This window comes from Amycolatopsis sp. NPDC000009 (assembly GCF_055563465.1).
In genome coordinates, this window is sequence record NZ_JBVHDI010000008.1 from 152,099 (window position 1) to 171,193 (window position 19,095).

Annotated in this window: 16 protein-coding genes; 14 read left to right on the forward strand and 2 right to left on the reverse strand. The window is 70.4% G+C overall.

The features are described from left to right. The first annotated feature begins 42 nt into the window (after positions 1 to 42). Complete coding sequence (locus ACZ3HL_RS22650) at positions 43 to 681, forward strand: LysE family translocator (protein WP_465533403.1); 639 nt, start codon at positions 43 to 45, stop codon at positions 679 to 681. Between the two features lie 24 nt (positions 682 to 705). Here the strand turns inward: ACZ3HL_RS22650 and ACZ3HL_RS22655 are convergent, their stop codons facing one another. Further along, complete coding sequence (locus ACZ3HL_RS22655) at positions 706 to 1,524, reverse strand: MBL fold metallo-hydrolase (RefSeq protein WP_465533405.1); 819 nt, start codon at positions 1,522 to 1,524, stop codon at positions 706 to 708. A gap of 231 nt (positions 1,525 to 1,755) precedes the next feature. Between ACZ3HL_RS22655 and ACZ3HL_RS22660 the strand changes: the two genes are divergently transcribed. From ACZ3HL_RS22660 to ACZ3HL_RS22670, 3 genes are all read left to right on the forward strand, one after another. Then, a complete protein-coding gene (locus ACZ3HL_RS22660; protein ID WP_465533668.1) occupies positions 1,756 to 3,063 on the forward strand; it encodes an MFS transporter in 1,308 nt (435 codons plus the stop codon). A gap of 79 nt (positions 3,064 to 3,142) precedes the next feature. Further along, the gene (locus ACZ3HL_RS22665; RefSeq protein WP_465533407.1) at positions 3,143 to 3,622 is read left to right on the forward strand and encodes a GNAT family N-acetyltransferase; all 480 of its coding nucleotides are present in this window, start codon (positions 3,143 to 3,145) and stop codon (positions 3,620 to 3,622) included. Positions 3,623 to 3,662: 40 nt separating this feature from the next. Then, positions 3,663 to 4,688 carry an RNA polymerase subunit sigma-70 gene (locus ACZ3HL_RS22670; RefSeq protein WP_465533409.1) on the forward strand — a complete coding sequence of 342 codons (1,026 nt, stop codon included), beginning with the start codon at positions 3,663 to 3,665 and terminating at the stop codon, positions 4,686 to 4,688. Here the strand turns inward: ACZ3HL_RS22670 and ACZ3HL_RS22675 are convergent, their stop codons facing one another. After that, positions 4,689 to 5,276 carry a dihydrofolate reductase family protein gene (locus ACZ3HL_RS22675; protein WP_465412666.1) on the reverse strand — a complete coding sequence of 196 codons (588 nt, stop codon included), beginning with the start codon at positions 5,274 to 5,276 and terminating at the stop codon, positions 4,689 to 4,691. It lies immediately after the preceding gene. A 352-nt stretch (positions 5,277 to 5,628) separates the two neighbouring features. On the opposite strand from ACZ3HL_RS22675, the gene ACZ3HL_RS22680 reads away from it, so the two are divergent. The 10 genes from ACZ3HL_RS22680 (at position 5,629) to ACZ3HL_RS22725 (ending at position 18,622) form a co-directional block, all read left to right on the forward strand. Further along, the gene (locus tag ACZ3HL_RS22680) at positions 5,629 to 6,633 is read left to right on the forward strand and encodes a FecCD family ABC transporter permease (RefSeq protein WP_465533411.1); all 1,005 of its coding nucleotides are present in this window, start codon (positions 5,629 to 5,631) and stop codon (positions 6,631 to 6,633) included. After that, positions 6,630 to 7,442, forward strand: a complete 813-nt coding sequence (locus ACZ3HL_RS22685) for an ABC transporter ATP-binding protein (protein WP_465533413.1) — start codon at positions 6,630 to 6,632, stop codon at positions 7,440 to 7,442. The genes ACZ3HL_RS22680 and ACZ3HL_RS22685 overlap by 4 nt, the downstream gene beginning before the upstream one ends. Further along, positions 7,435 to 8,433, forward strand: a complete 999-nt coding sequence (locus tag ACZ3HL_RS22690) for an ABC transporter substrate-binding protein (protein WP_465533415.1) — start codon at positions 7,435 to 7,437, stop codon at positions 8,431 to 8,433. Before ACZ3HL_RS22685 ends, ACZ3HL_RS22690 begins: the two co-directional genes overlap by 8 nt. After that, positions 8,430 to 10,088 (forward strand): ABC transporter ATP-binding protein/permease, encoded by a 1,659-nt coding sequence (locus ACZ3HL_RS22695; protein WP_465533417.1) that lies wholly within the window; start codon positions 8,430 to 8,432, stop codon positions 10,086 to 10,088. Before ACZ3HL_RS22690 ends, ACZ3HL_RS22695 begins: the two co-directional genes overlap by 4 nt. Further along, the gene (locus ACZ3HL_RS22700) at positions 10,085 to 11,734 is read left to right on the forward strand and encodes an ABC transporter ATP-binding protein (RefSeq protein ID WP_465533419.1); all 1,650 of its coding nucleotides are present in this window, start codon (positions 10,085 to 10,087) and stop codon (positions 11,732 to 11,734) included. The genes ACZ3HL_RS22695 and ACZ3HL_RS22700 overlap by 4 nt, the downstream gene beginning before the upstream one ends. A 454-nt stretch (positions 11,735 to 12,188) precedes the next feature. Then, on the forward strand, positions 12,189 to 12,962 hold the full coding sequence (locus tag ACZ3HL_RS22705) for a thioesterase II family protein (protein WP_465533421.1): 774 nt from the start codon (positions 12,189 to 12,191) through the stop codon (positions 12,960 to 12,962). Beyond that, positions 12,955 to 14,706 carry an amino acid adenylation domain-containing protein gene (locus ACZ3HL_RS22710; RefSeq protein WP_465533423.1) on the forward strand — a complete coding sequence of 584 codons (1,752 nt, stop codon included), beginning with the start codon at positions 12,955 to 12,957 and terminating at the stop codon, positions 14,704 to 14,706. Before ACZ3HL_RS22705 ends, ACZ3HL_RS22710 begins: the two co-directional genes overlap by 8 nt. Beyond that, the gene (locus ACZ3HL_RS22715) at positions 14,706 to 16,070 is read left to right on the forward strand and encodes a tryptophan 7-halogenase (RefSeq protein ID WP_465412658.1); all 1,365 of its coding nucleotides are present in this window, start codon (positions 14,706 to 14,708) and stop codon (positions 16,068 to 16,070) included. Before ACZ3HL_RS22710 ends, ACZ3HL_RS22715 begins: the two co-directional genes overlap by 1 nt. Further along, entirely contained in the window at positions 16,063 to 17,232 is a 1,170-nt protein-coding gene (locus tag ACZ3HL_RS22720; protein WP_465533425.1) for a cation:proton antiporter, read from the forward strand. Before ACZ3HL_RS22715 ends, ACZ3HL_RS22720 begins: the two co-directional genes overlap by 8 nt. After that, complete coding sequence (locus ACZ3HL_RS22725) at positions 17,225 to 18,622, forward strand: tryptophanase (protein ID WP_465533427.1); 1,398 nt, start codon at positions 17,225 to 17,227, stop codon at positions 18,620 to 18,622. The genes ACZ3HL_RS22720 and ACZ3HL_RS22725 overlap by 8 nt, the downstream gene beginning before the upstream one ends. Positions 18,623 to 19,095 lie beyond the last annotated feature (473 nt).

Sequence of the window (19,095 nt, forward strand, 5' to 3'; positions counted from 1 at the left end):
CGACCACGTCACCTTTGCCTTGTCTCGGTTTACCCTGGCCGTATGCCATCGCCTGATCGTCTGGCCGCTTTCGCGCTCGCGTCGTTCGTCCTGATCCTCGTCCCGGGCCCCGCCGTCCTGTTCGCCATCAGCCGCGCCTTGGCGTACGGCCGGCGGACCGCGCTGATGACCGTGGTCGGCGGTGCGGCAGGCAGCTTCATCGCCGCCACGGCCGTCGCCATCGGAGTCGGCGCCATCATCCAGACCTCCGCCGTGATCTACACGGTGATCAAACTCGCCGGCGCCGCTTACCTCGTCTACCTCGGTATCCAGGCGATCCGGCACCGCCGGGCACTACGGGAGGCCTTCGAGGCGAAAGCGGTCCCGATCAGCGGCGGACGCACCCTGGTACAAGGGTTCGTCGTCGGCGTCACGAACCCCAAGACCGTGGTGTTCTTCGCGGCGATCCTGCCCCAGTTCGTCGACCCCGCCGCCGGGCACGCCGGCCTTCAAATGGTGGTACTGGGCGCGGTGTTCGCCGCGATCGCACTGGCGATGGATTCCGTGTGGGGGGTGGCGGCCGGGGCGGTCCGATCCTGGTTCGCCCGCTCGGCACGGCGCCTGGACCTGGTCGGCGGAGCGGCCGGTCTCACCATGATGGGACTCGGCGTCGGCCTGGCCGTCAGCGGCCGCAAGGAGTAGCGCTCGCGGCCGGTGGGTTCGCGCTCAGCCGAGGTGGTCGTTCGCGCCACTGGCCCACGCGGCGTATCGCTCGGCGGAACGGAGAACGGCGTCTTTCGCGCCGGCAGGCACAATGCCTCCGGTGAGGCCGTAAAGCCGCTCGAACTCGAAGGGCGCGAGCCGTTCCGCGATCCGCCGGACCAGCCCGGCCGAAAGCGGGATCGCGTTGGGATAGCTGCGCATGAAGCTCACCCAGCCCGCGGCGGCCACGGGCACGATGGTGTCACCGACCAGCAGCGAGCCGCCGTCCGTGGCGACGTGGGCGACCGCGGCACCCGGGAAATGCCCGCCCGCCTCGACGAGGGTGACCCCGGGAAGGATCCGCTCGACACCCTGCCACTCCCGGATCACGGGATCCTCCCGCCGCACCCACCGCCGGTCGGCGGAATGCACCAGGACCGGAACGTTCCCGAGGTGGTGGCTCAGACTCACCTGTGAGCCGTACATATGCGGATGGCTCGCCACGATCGCGGCCGCCCCGCCGAGTTCGGCGATCTTGTCGAGCAGGGGCCAGTCGAGCGCGTTGGGCGGATCCCACAGGAGATTTCCCTGATCGGTCTGGACCAGGTACGTCCACTGGCCGATCGCGAACTCCGGTTCCCGGTGCAGGCGGTGGATTCCCGGCTCCGGTTGTTCGTGTACCAGTTCGTGCGGCTCCGCGGCGAGTTCGTCCACTGTGGTCCAAGCCTGCCCGGAGCCACGGACGTACTGCCGCTCGTCCGCGCAGATCCGGCACACCCCTGCCGGTGGTTCATCGGTGTCGGGATGCTCGACGCCACAGGTTCCACAGATCCAGATCGTCATGGGCCCAGCTTGGAACCTCCAGCCGACTGGAGGTCAAGGCAGGCAGGCACGTCGCGGATCCATGGCAAGTGATTGCGCCATCCCGCCGTCGCGGTCTATCTTCCTACGTGTCCGAATAGCGTTCCACAGTGTCCGAATATCGGACGCATGCCAGTCCGGCCGACTCGACGAGGAGCGAAAGTGACGAACGTGCCCGCCTCGCACGAAACGGCCGGTTCGAGGTCTCAGCCGATGCCCGGCGGCGTCAGCAGGTCGGCGTTCAGGCGGGTCCTGGCGGGCAGTACCGCCGGCGCGGTACTCGAGTGGTACGACTTCGCGCTCTACGGGATTCTCGCGGCCACCGTGCTCGGGCCGCTGTTCTTCCCCGGCGGCGACGGGTTCGCCCAGTTGCTGCTCGCGCTGGCGACACAAGGGCTCGGCTTCGTCGCGCGCCCGATCGGCGGCATCGTCTTCGGGCATCTCGGTGATCGCCTCGGGCGCAAACCCATGCTGGTGACCACTTTCCTGTTACTCGGGCTGTCGACCTCCGCGATCGGGCTGCTCCCCACCTACGCTCAGGCCGGTATCGGGGCGACGATCTCGCTCGTCGTGCTGAGGCTGATCCAGGGGTTCGCGCTCGGCGGCGAGTTCGGCGCGGCCGTGCTGATGGTCAGCGAGTACGGAAGCCCGAAACGGCGAGGTTTCTGGTCGGCGTGGCCGCAGGCGGGAGCACCGCTGGGCACGGTGCTCGCCACGGCCGTGGTCGGCGGGATCGCCTTGGTGCTCCCCGAAAACGCCTTCGACCAGTGGGGATGGCGCATCGGTTTCCTGTGCGCGATCCCGCTCCTGGTCCTCGGTTTCTGGATCCGGCGGCGTATCGACGAGTCGCCGGTGTTCCAGGAAGCGCAGGCGCGGGCCGCGGCGTCCGCGGACGCCGTCCGGGAGCGGTCGAGCATCCTGGAGACACTCGCCCACCCCGGTCCCGTTCTCCGCGGTCTCGGCGTCCGGCTGGGCGAGAACGTGGCCTTCTACGTCTACACCGTCTTCGTGGTCGCCTATGCCACGAAGACCTTCGGCTACGACAAGTCCGACGTCCTCCTCGCCGTGGCCGTGGGGTCCCTGCTGCAGTTCGCGGGGATGCTGGCCGGCGGCTACTGGTCGGACCGCGTCGGACGGCGTATCGCCATGCTGGTCCCGGCGGCAGGCCTCGCGGTGTGGGCACCGGTCTTCTTCGCCGTCGTCCAAGCCGGCAACCTGCCTCTGCTCTATCTCGGCGTCGGCGTCGGTGCGGCACTGCACGGGCTCCTGGCCGGGCCGGAAGCCGCGTGGATCGCCGAACTCTTCCCGACCCGCCGCCGTTTCGCCGGCGCTTCCCTGGTGTTCCAGGGTTCCTCGATCATCGCCGGCGCGCCCGCACCCCTCATCGCCGTGTGGCTGGCCGAAAAACAGGGCCCGACGGCGGTCGTGCTGTACCTCGTCGGCACGATCGCGGTCACCCTCGTCGCGTTGCTCCTGAGCGCGGAAACCCGGGGCGCCGATCTGAATTCCGACAGCAGGTGACCCTGTCCACTGTGGATCGAATCCTGCCCTGACGGCAATTCGAGTGCGGGAAGTCCTGGCGGCCGCTACGGTCCTGGCCATGACCTCGGATGAGTTCGTACCGGCCGGTTTCGTCCCTCCGACCACACTCGTGACCGAACGGTTCCGTCTCGAACCGCTGGGACCGCACCACAATTCGGCCGACCACGCCGCGTGGACGTCGAGTATCGAGCACATTCGCTCCACTCCCGGCTATCCCGACGGCGACTGGCCGCCGCGCGACGGCATGACCCTCGAGGAGAACCTCGGCGATCTCCGCCGCCACGCGGCGGACTTCGCGCGCCGCACCGGGTTCACCTTCACTGTCCTCGACCCGGCCGACGACGCCGTCATCGGTTGCGTGTATCTGTATCCCCCGGACTCCGAAGGGTGGGACGTCACGGCGCAATCCTGGGTACGGGCCGACAAATCGGATCTCGATGCGCCACTCGCCGACGCCGTCGCGCGCTGGCTCGCCTCGGAATGGCCGTGGAAACGCGTGGACCGCTGCGGACGCGAGACCGGCGAACACCACTTCTGATCTGTCTTCCCGGTTCGCACCGGTGGAAGGATCGACGACCATGACCGACGCCGGATCGCCGGACGCCGACGCCGACGCCGACGCCGACGAGGCCACGTTCATCACGGTGGTCCGTTCCGGCGATCCGGCACGGTTCGCGCTCATCACCGAGCGCCACCGGCGTGAGCTGCAGGTGCACTGCTACCGGATGCTCGCGAACTACGAGGACGCCAAGGACATGACGCAGGAGACGTTCCTGCGAGCGTGGCACCGGCGGGAGTCGTTCAAGGGCCACGCCGCGCTGCGGACCTGGCTGTACCGGATCGCGACGAACGTCTGCCTCGACTTCCTGGACAAGCGCGACCACCGCACCCCCGTACCGTCCGGGCTGGCGGACTCCGGCTCCGAGCTGGGGTACCTGCAGCCGTACCCCGACCGGATGCTCCCCGAAGACCCCCAGGAAGCGGTGGTGGCGCGGGAGACGATCGAGCTGGCGTTCATCGTCGCCGTCCAGCGGCTGCCGCCGCGGCAGCGGGCGGTGTTCATCCTGCGCGACGTCCTCGGCTGGCCGTCGCCGAAGGCCGCCGATGCCCTCGACCTGACCGTCGCATCGGTGACCAGCGCGCTGCAGCGGGCGCGCGTGACGATGCGCGAGCAGCTGCCCGGCCGCCGCCTCGACTGGCGGAGCGCCGCCACCCACGAGCTGTCGGATGACGAGCGTGGCGTGGTGAGGTCGTACATCGACGCCCACGAGCGCAACGACCTCGACGGGCTGATCTCCCTGCTGCGCGACGATCTGCGCTTCGCGATGCTGCCCGATCCGGGCACCGTGCTCAGGACGGCCGGGGACGCGGTGGACGGCTGGATCTCCGGCGGGCTCTTCCAACCCGGCCACGACGACTGGCGCGGTGTCATCACGACCGTCAACCGCATGCCCGCCGCCGCGCTGTACCTCCGCGCCCCCGGCGGCCCGGACCACCGGCTGTTCGCCATCGCGGTCCTGCACGTCGTCGACGGGAAGATCGCCGAACTCACCGGATTCGACGCCACCGGCAAACCGTGGCTGGGCCTGCCCCCGGCACTGTGATCACACCTGCCTCGTCGCGTACCGGGTCAGCATCACGCCGCCGGGAAACGTGCGCGTCTCCACGAGGTCGAGGTTCACCCAGCCGTCCAGGGCGGTGAAGAACGGCGTGCCCCCGCCCACCAGGACCGGATGGGTGACCAGCAGGTACTCGTCGATCAGCCCGGCCCGCATGGCGGCCCCGGCGAGCGTCGCGCCGCCGATGTCCATCGGGCCACCGTCCCCGGCCTTGAGCCGGGTGATCTCGGTGACCGCGTCACCGGTGACCAGGCGGGTGTTCTCCCCGACCGTGCCTGCCGTCGAGGAGAACACCACCTTCGGCATGTCCCGCCAGCGGCGGGCGTACTCGATCTCCGCCGGGGTGGCGCCGGGCCGCTGGTCGGCGGTCGGCCAGTGGGAGCTCATCTCCTCCCACAGCTTGCGCCCGTACAGTGCCAGACCCGTCGCCGCCACCCGGTCGGACCACCACTGGAACAACTCGTCGCCCGCCGACGAGTCCGGGCCGTCACCCCCGCTCCAGCCGAGGTCGTCCCCGGGCGCGGCGATGTAGCCGTCCAGGGTCACATTCATGCCGAAGGTCAGTTTCCGCATGGCGTCAGCCTCCTGTGAGTCGCTCTCACACGTACAGACGGACGGGGCGTGAAAACCTGATCGGTGCGCGATGCCGATCGAGTCCGTGACGAGCAGGCCGGGCGCGGCACCGGCGGCCGGGCGTCGCCGTTCCGGCCATCGAGCTGTGACGATAATCATCACCGGCCAACGCTGTTGATAACGATTATCGCATGCAGTTAGGCTTCGGCGTCCTTCCACCACAGATCGATCGGCGCCCCCCATGGTTGTTCGCTCGCGGCGGTCCGCGTCGCCCTCGGACGTTCGCGACCGGAACGCGGCACTTGCCCGGTCCCGGCTGCTGCATCGGGGAACGGTCACGATCCTCGCCGTCGTGATCCTCGTGATACTGGTCGTCTCGGGTTCGGTGGGGACGGTCGAGGTCGGGTTGGCGGATGCGGCGCGGATCGTGGCCGGTCACCTGGTGCCGAACCTGCCGTGGATGTCGGACGGCAGCCTGACCGTGTTGCAGGACCAGGCGGTCTGGCAGTTCCGGCTCCCTCGCGCGCTGCTGGCGGGCCTCGCCGGGGCGGGGCTGGCGCTGGCCGGGGCGATCATGCAGGTGATCGTGCGCAACCCGCTCGCGGAGCCCTACCTGCTCGGCGTGTCGTCCGGCGCGGGTGTCGGCGCGGTACTCGTGATCACCTTCGGTTCGGCCGCCGTCGGCGGGCTTCCGCTGGGCGCGGCGGCTTTCGCCGGGGCCTTGGTGGCCAGTGTGTGCGTCGCGCTGGTCGCCCGGCATCGCGGCATCCTGTCGCCGACCAGGATGATCCTTTCCGGTGTCGCGCTCGGTTCCCTGTTCAGCGCGGTCACGAGCTATCTGACGCTGACGACCGAGGCGCAGAACGTCTTCAGTGTCCTGTTCTTCTTGCTCGGCAGCGTTTCCGCCGCCTCGATGTCCTCACTGGCCGTGCCGGCGGTGGCGTTCGCGGCCGCCTGTGTCGTCGTCGGACTGCGGACCAGGGCGATGAACGCGCTGCTGAGCGGCGACGAGTCCGCGACCGCGCTGGGGGTCGACGTGAACCGGCTCCGCGCCGTGCTTCTCGTGACCGCCGCCCTCCTGACCGGGTCGATCGTTTCGGTCAGCGGAGGCATCGGGTTCGTCGGTCTCGTGATCCCGCACGTGGCGCGGATCCTCGTCGGCTCGGATCATCGCCGGATGCTGCCGGTGGCGGTGCTCGGCGGTGCCGTCTTCCTCATGGTCGCCGACCTGTTGTCGCGCACGGTCGCGGCGCCCGGCGAGATACCGATCGGGATCCTCACCGCGGTCGTGGGCGCGCCGTTCTTCCTGTGGCTGATGCGCCGGGACACGGCCACGCGGGCGGGGTTCGGCCGGTGAAGGTCCATTTCCACGACGTCAGCGTCGCGCTGGGCGGCGACCAGGTGCTCCGGGAGGTGGACATCGAGGTCCGCTCCGGCCGGTTCCTCGGGCTCGTCGGCCCGAACGGCAGCGGCAAGTCAACCTTGCTGCGCACGCTCTACCGCGCCGTCGCGCCGTCCTCGGGCCGGGTGCTGCTGGGCGAGCACGACGTGTGGCGCACCGACAGGCGGACCGTCGCCAGGGCGGTGGCGGTGATGACCCAGGAGACGTCGTCCGAGTTCGATCTGACGGTCCTCGACGTCGTGCTCCTGGGCCGGGTGCCCTTCCAGCGCGGGTTCGGCCGGGACACCGAAGCCGACCTCGATCTCGCGTGGACCGCGCTCGAACGCGTCGGCGCCACCGACATCACCGACCGGCCCATCGGACGGCTGTCGGGCGGACAGCGGCAGCGGGTGATGCTGGCCCGCGCGCTGGCCGCGGACTCCCCCGTCCTCGTCCTCGACGAGCCGACCAACCACCTCGACATCGCCTTCCAGCTGGAGCTCATGCGGATCGCGGCCGGGCTCGATCGCACGATCGTCGCCGCTCTGCACGACCTCAACCTCGCGGCCACGTATTGCGACGACATCGCGGTGCTCGACGCCGGCCGCGTCGTCGCGACCGGAACACCGGACGAAGCGCTCGCCCCCCGTGTCGTGGAAGACGTCTTCGGGGTGGCGGTCGACCAGCTCACCCATCCGCGCGACGGCAGGCCGGTGCTGGTCTTCGGCCGTTCCTCGGAAACCCGTTCACATCCCAGCACACCCGGAAATGAGACCCATGCGTAAAACCCTGTCCCTTGCCGCGTTCGGTGTCAGCATGTCGCTGGTCGCGGGTTGCGGCTCTTCGGTCACTCCGGCCGCGCCGTCGAACAACGCGAGCACGGCGGTCACCGTGTCCAACTGCGGCCGGGACGTCACCGTCGGCGCCGTCCCCCGCGCCGCGGTCGGGCTCAGCCCGTCACAGACGGAACTGTTGCTGCGGCTGGGTCTCGCGGGCTCACTCGTCGGCCAGGCACAGACCGCCACCGCGCCGCTCCCGGAAGACGTGGCCGGACAGGCCGCCGCGATCCCGGTGCTGAGCGAGTCGGGGCCGCCGAGCCGGGAGAAGCTGCTTTCCGTGAAGCCGGACTTCGTCTTCTCCCCCACCACGTACGAATTCACCGCGGAGAAAGGCTTCGCCAGCCTGGAGCAACTGCGGCAGGGCAACGTCGCCGCCTATGTCGCCGCGGGCGGTTGCGCCGAACGCCGGATGAACGGCACGGTCGAAGATCTCTTCACCGACCTGGAGAACCTCGGCAGGCTCTTCGCCGTACCGGACAAGGCGAAGGCACTGGTCGAGCAAGGCCGGGCGGATCTGGCCGCCGTGGACAAGGCCATCGCGGACCGCCCGAAACCCACCGTCGCCCAGGTGTTCCTGGAAGGCACCACCGTCACCGCGATCGGCGCCGGCATCGAGTACGACATCATCCGCCGGGCCGGCGGGAACAACGTGTTCTCGCCGAAGGACCCGCAGTTCGCCAAGTTCTTCGCCGCGCAGATCACCCCCGAGGCGCTCGCCGCGAAGAACCCCGACGCGATCGTGTTCGCCGTCAACGGCCCCGCGCAGAAACAGGCGAGCATCGACTACCTGACCCGCACCTTCCCCGCCATGACCGCCGTCCGCGAACAGCGCTTGATCGCGATCGACGCCGCCGACACCTATCCCGGCACCCTCGGGAACATCTCGGTGGTGCGGGAGATCGCGCAACAGCTCCACGCGGACGCGTTCGCCCGGTGATCCATCGCAGGCTCCTGCGACTGGCGGGGGTCGTCCTCGCGCCCGTCCTGCTGCTCGCGGCGCTGTCGGTGCTCGTGTCGGCCTGCTATCTCGGCGGAGCCGTCCTGGCGGCGGCCGTCCTCACCGATCTCCTCCGCGGCGGGGACTTCCCCACCGTGGCCCCGGAGATCGCGGCACTGACCGGCGTCGTCGCAGTGCGCGCGGTCCTGCTGTGGGCACGAGAGGTCGCCGCGGCCCGGTTCGGCATCGCCATCCGCACCAGGCTGCGCGGCGAACTACTGCGCCGCATCGCCGCGCTGGGGCCCGCCTGGACACGGGGAGAGCGCGCGGGGGCGATCACGCACACGGTCGTCGACGGGGTCGAAGCCCTCGACGCCTACTACAGCCGCTATCTGCCACAACTGCTCGTGACCTGTCTGGTCCCGGCCGCCGTCGCCGGGTGGCTGTTCACCGTGTCCGTCCCCGCCGCCGCGATCCTCGCGACGGCGGTCCTGTGCGCCGTCGCCGTCCCGCGTTTCTGGGACGCCCGGTTGCTCCGCACGGGCCGAACCCGTTGGAGCGCCTACGAAAAGCTGGCGGCAGACTATCTGGAGGCGACCCAGTCGATCGCCGTCCTCCGGCTCTTCGGCGCGGGCCGCCGGGCGGGCGAGGCACTCGCCGGTCGCGGCGACCGGCTGCACCGGGTCACGATGGCGCAGCTGCGCGTGTCGCTGGTGGAAGCGGGAGTCAGCGCCTTGGCCTTGCACCTCGGCCTCGCGGCCACGATCGTCGTCGCGTGCGCCGGGGTCGTCGGCGGTCAGGCACCCGCGGCGTCGGTTTTCCTGTTCCTGTTGTGTGCCAGGGAATGCTTCCGCCCGGTGCTCGACCTGTCCGCCCACTGGCATCTCGGCTACCAAGGGCTCGGCGCGGCCGAGGGCATCGACGAGATCATGACGGCGCGTCCGCCGGTCGCCGACACCGGCACCCGCACCGAACCCGCTCGGCACGGGGCACGACTGCGGCTGCGTGACGTCGGATACCGGTACCCGAACGGCGCGGGCGTTTCCGGCATCGGCTTCGACTGCGCGCCGGGGAAGACGACGGGGATCGTGGGCCCGTCGGGCGCCGGGAAGAGCACCATCGCCCGGCTTCTGGTCCGGGAGGCCGACCCGCAGCAGGGAACGATCGAGCTCGACGGAACCCCGATCACCGACTACACCCTCGCCGCTCTGCGCGCGAGCATCGGTGTCGTCGGCCAGCACACGTATCTCTTCCACGGAACCGTCGAAGAGAACCTCCGGCTCGCCCGGCCCGGCGCCACGCCCGGCGAGATCCGCACCGCCGCCCACGTCGCCGACGCGATCGAGTTCGTCGAGGCGCTCCCCGACGGCTTCGCGACGGTACTCACCGAGAACGGGACCCAGCTGTCCGGCGGCCAGCGGCAACGCCTCGCCATCGCCAGGGCCGTGCTCGCCGCGCCTCCGGTCCTGCTGTTCGACGAAGCGACCTCGGCACTGGACGTCGACACCGAGAACCGCGTTCTCACCCGGCTCGCCGAGTACTGCGGCGACGCCACCAGGGTCGTGGTCGCCCACCGCGAGACCGCCCTGCGCGGCGCCGGAACCATCGTCACGATCGAGTCCGGCCGCGTCACCGGGCAGGCGGTCCACTCGTGAGCGGACCACTCCGGCGGCTTCTGCCGGTCATCGGCGAGCAGCGGGCCACTTTCGCCTCGACGGTCGCGAGCAACGCGGCCGTCCAGCTCGGCGCGCTGACGACGACGGTGCTCGGCACGTGGCTGGCCGGCCGGGCCGCGGCGGACGCCACCGCGCCGCCGGCCGTCGCCGTGACCATCCTATGTGGACTGGCGGTGGTGACCGCGGCGATGACCTGGCGCGAGTCCTGGGTCTCCCACGATCTGGCCTACCGCCTGATCGGCACCTTGCGCGCCCGGGTGTTCGACCGGCTCCGCGTGAGCCTGCCCGATCGCCGGAAGCCACGCAGGAGCGGCGATCTCGTATCCGTCGCCTTCTCCGACATCGACCGGCTCGAATGGCTCTACGCCCACACCGCGGCCCAGGCACTCACCTCGGCCATGCTGATCGCCGCCACCGCGACCCTCTCGCTCCTCGTCACGCCGTGGCTGCTGCTGGCGTGGGTGCCGTTCGTCGTCGTGACCGCGGCCCTGCCCTGGCTGTCCGGCCGCGCGGGAACGCGACAGGGGGCCGAACTCACCGAAGCCGCCGCGACCCTCAACGCCGAACTCGTCGACACCGTCCGCGGACTCGGCGAACTCAGCGCCGCGGGAGCCCTGAGCCGTCGCACCGCCGCCCTTGGCGAACGGACGCGTGCGCTGACCGCCGTGCAAACCCGGATCGGCTCGCGGTTCGGCCGGGAACGCGCCGTCACGGACGCGGCTCTGGCGCTCAGCGCGATCGGCGCGCTCGCCGTGTGCGCGGCGAATCTCGACACGATCGACCGCGCGCTCGCCCCGGTCGCCATGGTGCTGGCCACCGCGGCGCTGGGTCCGATCGCCCAGATCTCCGATCTCCTGCGCAACGTCGGCACGCTGCGCGCCGCCGGGACCCGGATCACCGGAATCCTCGACCGGGCACCGGCGGTCCAGGAGCCCACCGTGCCCCGGCCCCTGCCGCCCCGTGACCGTGCGTCCGGACTCGTCTTCGATCGCGTGACCTTCGGCTACCGTGCCGGCGCCCCGCCGGTCCTGCGCGAAGTGTCGTTCGCGGTCCGCCCCGGCGAACGGGTCGCGCTCACCGGGCCGTCCGGTGCGGGGAAGACCACGTGCGCGCTGCTCGCGACCCGGATGTGGGACCCCGACGCCGGCCACGTCACCCTGGACGGCGTCGACCTCACCGAGCTGACCGACGCCGACCTCCGCCGCGTGATCAGCGCCGTCCCCCAGGAACCCGGCCTGCTCACCGGGACGATCGCCACCAACATCAGGCTCGGGAACCCCGATGCCGGCGACGCCGAGGTCGAACGGGCCGCGCGCCGGGCGGGGATCCTGGACCCGGGAGCCGGATTCCCCGCCGGACTCGGCACCGTCGTCGGCGAATCCGGTGACGGACTGTCCGGTGGCCAGCGGGCACGAGTCGCCGTCGCCCGGGCCCTGCTGGTGAATCCGCGCGTTCTCATCCTCGACGAAGCCACCGCCAACCTCGACCCCGAAGCGGACGCAGCCATCACCGCGGCACTCGCCTCGGCCGGGGACGACATCGGTGTCCTCGTCATCGCCCACCGCCCCGCCACACTGGCCCGATGCCACCGTGTGGTCGCCCTGCGGCAAGGCCGCTGCGCCTGACGACCGGCCGCCTGCGATCGCGCACACTGAGGTAGCCCGGCCGGGTGAGCGGCACCGTGAGCCGATCGCCGCTTGCAGCCAGTTTGATCTCGCCATCAAACTGTTACCCCGAACGGTCTAAGGCCGTCGTATCTTTCGGACCACCACCTCTGACGGTTATCACCCAACGGAAGAGAACAAGTAGGAGCCCGCTCCTTTCCCGCGGTCGGCGCGGTCGCGGAACCACCCCAAAGGTGCGGGCGAGGCGAAACCCGCTTTCGCCAAGCGCGTCATCCGCGCCGAGCCCGGACGTTCACCGGGATGGCGCGACATCGTGAAGATTCGCTCGCAGCGCACGACATCGGACCGCACCGTCCGATGTGGACGCCGAGGCGACGCGTTGTGCCCTTCAGCTTCGTCCTCAACGGGCGGCGACCCCCCGTTGACGAATCGGTTCGGGAGAAAGAACGTGGTAATGAACACTGCCGTCAATCGACTGTCCACAGTGGACAAACAGCTCGGCCATGGCCATCGATACCTGTGTTTTCCGCCAGCCGGGGGGACGGTACTCGGCCTGCGCGGGCTCGCTGCCGCAGCAGCGGAATCGGTGGTGTGGGGCGTGGAATATCCGGGACACGGCACACTTCTCACCGAACCGCCCGCCGAATCGCTCGCCGTCCTTGCCGATGAAATCGCTCGGCAATGCGTCGCTCGCATCGGTGTCGAAAGTTTTTCACGAACGGTGTTGATCGGCTTCAGTATGGGCGCGTTCGTCGCACTCGAAGTGGCCCAGCGCGTCCTCGGCCGAGGACGACCGGGCCCCGCGGGGCTGGTCGTCGTGGGGGCGTGCGCGCCCCAGCGGCGAGTCCCGGGGAGATACGCGAAGGCGGACGCCGCCGAGGCGGAACGGCTGCTCGACCTGCATTGCCCACCCTCGTCGGCGGGCTACCTCGACTGCCCCGAACTCCGGGAGTACGCGCTCGATCTGTTCCTCGGCGACCTGCGGTTGACCAGCGCCTACCCCGGCCCCGCGAAAGTACCGTTGTCCTGCCCGATAGTCGCGATCCGGGGAGAGGACGACCTGGACTTCGCGACCGGTGACGAGGAGATCCGAGCTTGGCGGGCCTGGACGACCGGGCGATTCACCGGCTGTGTCGTGCCAGGGGGCCACCTGGCGGTTCTCACACCGGGCAAGGAAGCCGGCTTCTGGGACCAGGTCCGGCTCGGGACGGAGCCGTGCGATGACTGACCCGGCGTTGTCCTCGGTGAGCGGCGTGGCGCGAGGGCTTCCCCGCGTGACCTGGTGCGACTTGTTCGAGTTTCAGGCCCGGAAGGCCCCCGCCCGGGTCTGCCTGGTGGCCGACGAGGTCTCCTGGACGTTCCACGAACTCGACCTCTGGGGCGAGCGGCTCGCCCAGGTGCTGCGGAACGCGGGCGCGTCGCCGGGGACGGTGGTGGCCTGCGCGATGACGCGGTCCGTCCTGGCCGTGCTGGGTGTGCTCGCGACCGCGAAGGCGGGGGCGGTCCACCTTCCGGTCGACCCCGCCCTGCCGGCCGCACGCGTCGACGCGATCCTCGCCGACGCCCACCCCGCCGTCGTGCTGACGGATGCCGTGAGTCTCGCGGAGCGGGCGGACGTAGTCTTGTCCACAGAGGACTGGAAGGCGGAGCTGGCGGGGCATACCGGGCACCGGTCGCCCAGAGACGTCGCCGGTCCGGCGTACCTCGTCTACACCTCCGGCTCGACGGGCTTGCCCAAAGGGGTCCTGGTGGGACACCGGAGCCTGGTCAACCTGTACGGCGAACTCGCCGACCGCTTCTTTCCCGCCGGCCGCGGCCCGCAGCGGGTGGCGCACGGTCTGCCGCTGGTCTTCGACGCGTCGTGGAACCCGCTGTCGTGGCTGGCGGGAGGGCACGAGCTGCATCTGGTCCCCGATCCCGTCCGCACGGATCCAGGCTCCTATGTGGACTTCGTGCGGGAACACCGGTTGTCCGTCGTGGAAGCGGTGCCCGCGCAGATGTCGGCACTGCTGGAAGCCGGATTGCTCGACGGACCGGCTCGTCCGCGAATGCTGCTGATGGGCGGAGAGGCCATCGGGCAAGACCTCTGGTCACATCTGCGTGGCGCGGCGGAGGTCACCGCGCTGAACCTCTACGGCCCGACCGAGTGCACGGTGTTCACCACGTCCTGCGGTCTCGACGAACGCGCGACGCCGTCGATCGGGCGGCCCGTCGGCAACACCACCGCCCAGGTCGTCGACGAGGAGCTGCGGCCGGTGCCGATCGGGGAACCCGGTGAACTCCTGATCAGCGGCTCCTGCCTCGCGCTGGGCTACCTCGGGCGACCGGAGCTGACCGCGGACCGGTTCGTCACCGCGGGAGAACGCCGGTACCGGACCGGCGACCGGTGCCGTCTCACCCGCGACGGTCACCTCGAATGGCTGGGCAGGCTGGACGATCAGGTCAAGATCCGGGGCCATCGGGTCGAGCCGGGTGAGGTGGAACAGGCACTGCTCGCCTCTCCCGGGGTCCGGCAGGCCGCGGTCCGGGTCGAAGGCGCCGAGCCGCGGCTGGTCGCCTACGTCGTGCTCGACACGGGAACCGCCGCGCGGCTGCGGGAACGGCTGCGGGCGGTGCTGCCGGCGTACTTGCTGCCCTCCGCGGTGATCCCGCTGGACGCCATGCCCCTCGGACCGACCGGGAAGATCGACCGGGCCGCCCTCGCCCCGCCCGTCCCCCTACGGCGGACGGTCGTGCTGACCTCCACACAGGAGCTCGTCGCCGCCGCGTTCCGTGTCCAGCTGGAGATTCCGGCGGTCGACGCGGACAGCGACTTCTTCGACCTCGGTGGGCACAGCCTCTCCGCCGCGGCGCTCGCCGCCCGGCTACGGGCACTGGGCGTGCCGTGTTCGCTGCGGGACGTCCTGCTGCGCCGCACGGTGGCCCGGCTCGCCGAACTCGTTCCCACCACAGAGAAAGGAGTGGCGCCGTGATGGACGACTACGACGTGATCGTCGTGGGTGGCGGACCGGGTGGATCCACCGTCGCCGGTCTCACCGCCGCGGAAGGTCACCGGGTGCTGCTGCTGGACAAGGACCGCTTCCCGCGCTACCAGATCGGGGAATCCCTGCTGCCGGCCACGATCCACGGGATCTGCGCGATGCTCGGGGTCCGGGACGAGATCGAACGGGCCGGATTCGTCCGCAAACGGGGCGGCACCTTCAAATGGGGCGCCGGTGCCGAGCCGTGGACGTTCTCCTTCGCCGCGTCCGACCGTATGGCCGGGCCCACGTCGTACGCCTACCAGGTCGAGCGCACCCGGTTCGACGCGCTGCTGCTCGACGGGGCACGTCGGCTCGGCGCCGAGATCCGGCAAGGACATCGAGTACTCGGCACGATCCAGGCCGGCGAACGGATCGGCGGCGTCCGCTACCTCGACGACACCGGGCACGAACGGCACGCGACGGCCAGGTTCGTGGTCGACGCCTCGGGGCACGGCAGCAGGCTCCACCACGACGTCGGTGGCACCCGCGAGTACTCGCCGCATTTCCGGAACCTGGCGCTGTTCGGGTACTTCGAGGGCGGTCGCCGGATGCCCGCGCCCGGCGCCGGGAACATCCTGTGCGTCTCGTTCCCCGACGGCTGGTTCTGGTACATCCCGCTGTCGGACACCTTGACCAGCGTCGGAGCCGTCGTCCAACACGAGTCGGCGGACCGCGTCCAGGGCGATCCGGACGTGGCCTTCTCGGCGTTGATCGACGATTGCCCGCTCATCAAGGAGTACCTCCGCGACGCGCGCCGCGCGACCGAGCCACCCTACGACCGCCTCCGCGTGCGAAAGGACTACTCCTACGACCGGACCGTCCTGTGGTCGCCGGGCATGGTGCTCGTCGGTGACGCCGCCTGCTTCATCGACCCGGTGTTCTCCTCTGGTGTGCACCTGGCCACCTACAGCGCGTTGCTGGCCGCCCGGTCGATCAACAGCACCCTCGCGGGTTTCGCGGACGAGAAGCGATGCTTCGCCGAGTTCGAAGCCCGCTACCGCCGGGAATTCGGACTGTTCCGGGATTTCCTCATCAGCTTCTACCGACTGGACTCCGACGAGGACGACTACTTCCGGCAGGCGCGACGGCTGACCGGCCGGCACGGGGCCGCCGACGCGGCTTTCGCCGGCCTCGTCGGCGGAGTGTCCTCACAGGACTTCTCCCGCGCGATGTTCGGCGACGTGCTCGCCGAAGGTGTGCAACTGCAGCTACGCGGCCTGCTCGGCGAAGGCGCGGGCGACGAGCCGCCGATGTTCCCCGGCGGGCTCGTCCCCACCGCGGACGGCAGGCGGTGGCGGGTGCCCGATGCCTGATCTGGCCGTTCTGCTCGCCGCGCTCGCCGTCCTGCTGGCCCTGGCCCGCTGCTTCGGCTGGGCGTTCACCCGGGCCGGGCAACCTGCCGTCCTCGGTGAGATCATCTGCGGGCTCGTCGTCGGCCTAGCCCTGCAAGCCGGACCGGGCCTCCCCAGCGGCGTCGACACGACGCTGGACGCGCTCGCCCAGCTCGGCCTGATCCTGTTCCTGTTCGGGGTCGGCGCCCGCCTCGCGCCGTCGATGACCGCGGCGCGGATCACGGCGGCGTTCGTGCCCGCGCTGGGCGCGACCGTCGTCCCGGTCGTCCTCGGCGCGCTGCTGGCTTTCTGGCTGGCCACCCGCCACGCTCCGGCCGGGGTCGCCCCGTTCGTCCTGTTCGCCGCCGCGGCCATGGCGGTGACCGCCTTTCCCGTGCTGGCAAGGATTCTGGCGGAACGGCGGATGCTGGACGACGACCGAGGCCGCCGCGCGCTGACCGCCGCGGCGCTCACCGACGCCACCGCATGGGCGGCGCTCGCCGTCGTCGCGTCCATCCACAGTGGAACGCAGGGCTGGACGCTTCTGGCGGCGTTCCCGTTCCTGCTGGTCCTGCTCGTCCTCGCCCGGCCGTGGTTCGGCCGGACGATGGATCGCCTGTCCGGGCCGACCGCCGTCGCGACCATGGTCGCCCTCGCCTGCTCCGGGGCCGCGATGACCGACGCCATCGGCCTGCACGCCGCGATCGGTGCGTTCCTGGTCGGCGTGGCCACCGGGCGGCCCGCGTCCCGGCACGACCCCGTCGCGCTGATCACGCCCCTCGCGTCCCTGCTGGTCCCGCTGTACTTCGTCCTCATCGGACGGAAGGTCGACCTCGGCGAGCTCGACGGCGCTCTGGTGACCGAAACCCTCGCGATCATCGCGGTCGCCGTCGTCGCGAAAGGCGGCGGCGCCTACCTCGGCGCCCGCCTCGCCGGGCAGCCTCCGCATCCGGCGGCGGTGTTCGCGACCCTGATGAACACCCGCGGCGTCACCGAACTCGTCTTCCTCGGCATCGGGCTCGGCCTCGGCGTCATCGACAGCGCCTTCTACACCGCGATGGTCGCCATGGCCCTCGTGACGACGGCCATGACCGGCCCGCTCCTCAACCACCTCGAACGGAACAAGGTGACTCGAGATGCCTGACCACCCAGCAGAACCCTGGCGGATCAAGATGGTCGAACCGATCCGCACCACCACCCGCGAATACCGAGAGGAAGCCTTACGAGCCGCCGGCTGGAATCCCTGTCTGCTCCGCTCCGACGACGTCTACATCGACCTGTTCACCGACTCCGGCACCAGCGCGATGTCCGACCGGCAGTGGTCGGCGCTCATGCGCGGTGACGAAGCCTACGCCGGTGCGCGCAGCTTCTACCTCTTCGAACAGGCCGTCCGCGGCCATTACGGCTACGAACACGTCATCCCCGTCCACCAAGGACGCGGTGGCGAGAACATCCTCTCCCGTTGTCTCATCCGCCCGGGCAGCCACGTCCCCGGCAACATGTACTTCCCCAGTACCCGCGCCCACCAGGAACTCAACGGCGCCACCTTCCACGACGTCATCATCGACGAAGCACACGACGCCGTCGACGAACACCCGTTCAAAGGCAACGTCGACCTCGCCAAGCTGCAGGCCGTCATCGCCGAACACGGCGCCGCCATCCCCTACGTCTCGCTCGCCGCCACCGTGAACATGGCGGGTGGCCAGCCGATCAGCGTCGCCAACCTCACCGCCGCCTGCGACCTCGCCCACGCCCACGGAATCCCCGTCTTCCTCGACACCGCCCGCGCCGTCGAGAACGCCTGGTTCGTCAAACAACGCGAACCGGGCTGGGCACACCAGTCGATCGCGGACATCCTCCTCGCGCTGTGCGCTCCCACCGACGGCGCCGTCATGTCGGCCAAAAAGGACTGTCTCGCCAACATCGGCGGCTGGATCGCCCTGCGCGATCCCGATCTCGCCGAACAGGCACGAGGTCTCGTCCTGCTTTTCGAAGGCCTCCACACCTACGGCGGAATGGCAGGCCGCGACATGGAAGCCATCGCCCAAGGCATCACCGAATCCGTCGACGAGAACCACATCCGCGCCCGCATCGCCCAGATCGAATACCTCGGCCACCGGCTCCACACCGCGGGAGTCCCGATCGTCCGGCCCATCGGCGGCCACTGCGTCTGCGTCGACGCCACCGCCGTCCTCGCCCACCTTCCCCGCACCGAACTCCCCGGCCAGACCCTCGCCGCCGCCGTCTACCTCGAAGGCGGTGTCCGCGGCGTCGAACGCGGCACCGTCTCAGCCGGACGGGACCCGGTCACCGGCGAAAACCGCTACCCACCCCTGGAATTCCTCCGGCTCGCCATCCCCCGCCGCGTCTACACCCAAAGCCACATCGACCACGTCGCCGACAGCATCATCCGCGTCCACAAGAACCGCCACGACATCACCCATGGCCTCACCTTCACCCACGAACCACCCCACCTCCGCTTCTTCCAAGCCCGCTTCACCCCCGCCACCGGCACCGGCATCTACGTCAGGTGAACCGGCGCCGTACGCGAGCCGCGTGGAAGGCTGGCGTGGTGAGGGAGCCGCTGTACCGTCGCGTGAACACCCGGGCCAGGTCCGTCCACCACGACCACGGCGGAGACCACCGGCACCAGCGCACCACGAAAACCGAACGGGTCTCCGACGTGACGCGCGGGTCCATGGGACGTCACCAGCCGCTGAGGCGGGCGCCACGGCCCCGGGTTTCGTAGCGGTCACCTGCGGCGTCCACCTCGGCGAAGACCGCGGCACGGAGGCGACCGGACGCCCCACGCCAGGAAGAACTGCTGAAAGCCAAGGACAGCACCGGTACACTCTGGCTCCCACCAGCGACACCGGTATGAGGTTCGCTTGCCGCTTTCACCCGCTTCCCCTGTCGCGCCCGCTGGCCGACGACCAGGACGCCTGGCTCGGGCTGATCGATCCAGCGCCGGCCACGCGGGTGGCATCCTCAGGAGGGCACCCGCGCC

Excerpts from the sequence above, each read along its gene's own strand:
- ACZ3HL_RS22650 (WP_465533403.1), top strand. The coding sequence starts at position 43 with ATGCCATCGCCTGATCGTCTGGCCGCTTTCGCGCTCGCGTCGTTCGTC.
- ACZ3HL_RS22655 (WP_465533405.1), bottom strand. The coding sequence starts at position 1,524 with ATGACGATCTGGATCTGTGGAACCTGTGGCGTCGAGCATCCCGACACC.
- ACZ3HL_RS22660 (WP_465533668.1), top strand. The coding sequence starts at position 1,756 with ATGCCCGGCGGCGTCAGCAGGTCGGCGTTCAGGCGGGTCCTGGCGGGC.
- ACZ3HL_RS22665 (WP_465533407.1), top strand. The coding sequence starts at position 3,143 with ATGACCTCGGATGAGTTCGTACCGGCCGGTTTCGTCCCTCCGACCACA.
- ACZ3HL_RS22670 (WP_465533409.1), top strand. The coding sequence starts at position 3,663 with ATGACCGACGCCGGATCGCCGGACGCCGACGCCGACGCCGACGCCGAC.
- ACZ3HL_RS22675 (WP_465412666.1), bottom strand. The coding sequence starts at position 5,276 with ATGCGGAAACTGACCTTCGGCATGAATGTGACCCTGGACGGCTACATC.
- ACZ3HL_RS22690 (WP_465533415.1), top strand. The coding sequence starts at position 7,435 with ATGCGTAAAACCCTGTCCCTTGCCGCGTTCGGTGTCAGCATGTCGCTG.
- ACZ3HL_RS22705 (WP_465533421.1), top strand. The coding sequence starts at position 12,189 with ATGAACACTGCCGTCAATCGACTGTCCACAGTGGACAAACAGCTCGGC.
- ACZ3HL_RS22710 (WP_465533423.1), top strand. The coding sequence starts at position 12,955 with ATGACTGACCCGGCGTTGTCCTCGGTGAGCGGCGTGGCGCGAGGGCTT.
- ACZ3HL_RS22715 (WP_465412658.1), top strand. The coding sequence starts at position 14,706 with ATGGACGACTACGACGTGATCGTCGTGGGTGGCGGACCGGGTGGATCC.
- ACZ3HL_RS22720 (WP_465533425.1), top strand. The coding sequence starts at position 16,063 with ATGCCTGATCTGGCCGTTCTGCTCGCCGCGCTCGCCGTCCTGCTGGCC.
- ACZ3HL_RS22725 (WP_465533427.1), top strand. The coding sequence starts at position 17,225 with ATGCCTGACCACCCAGCAGAACCCTGGCGGATCAAGATGGTCGAACCG.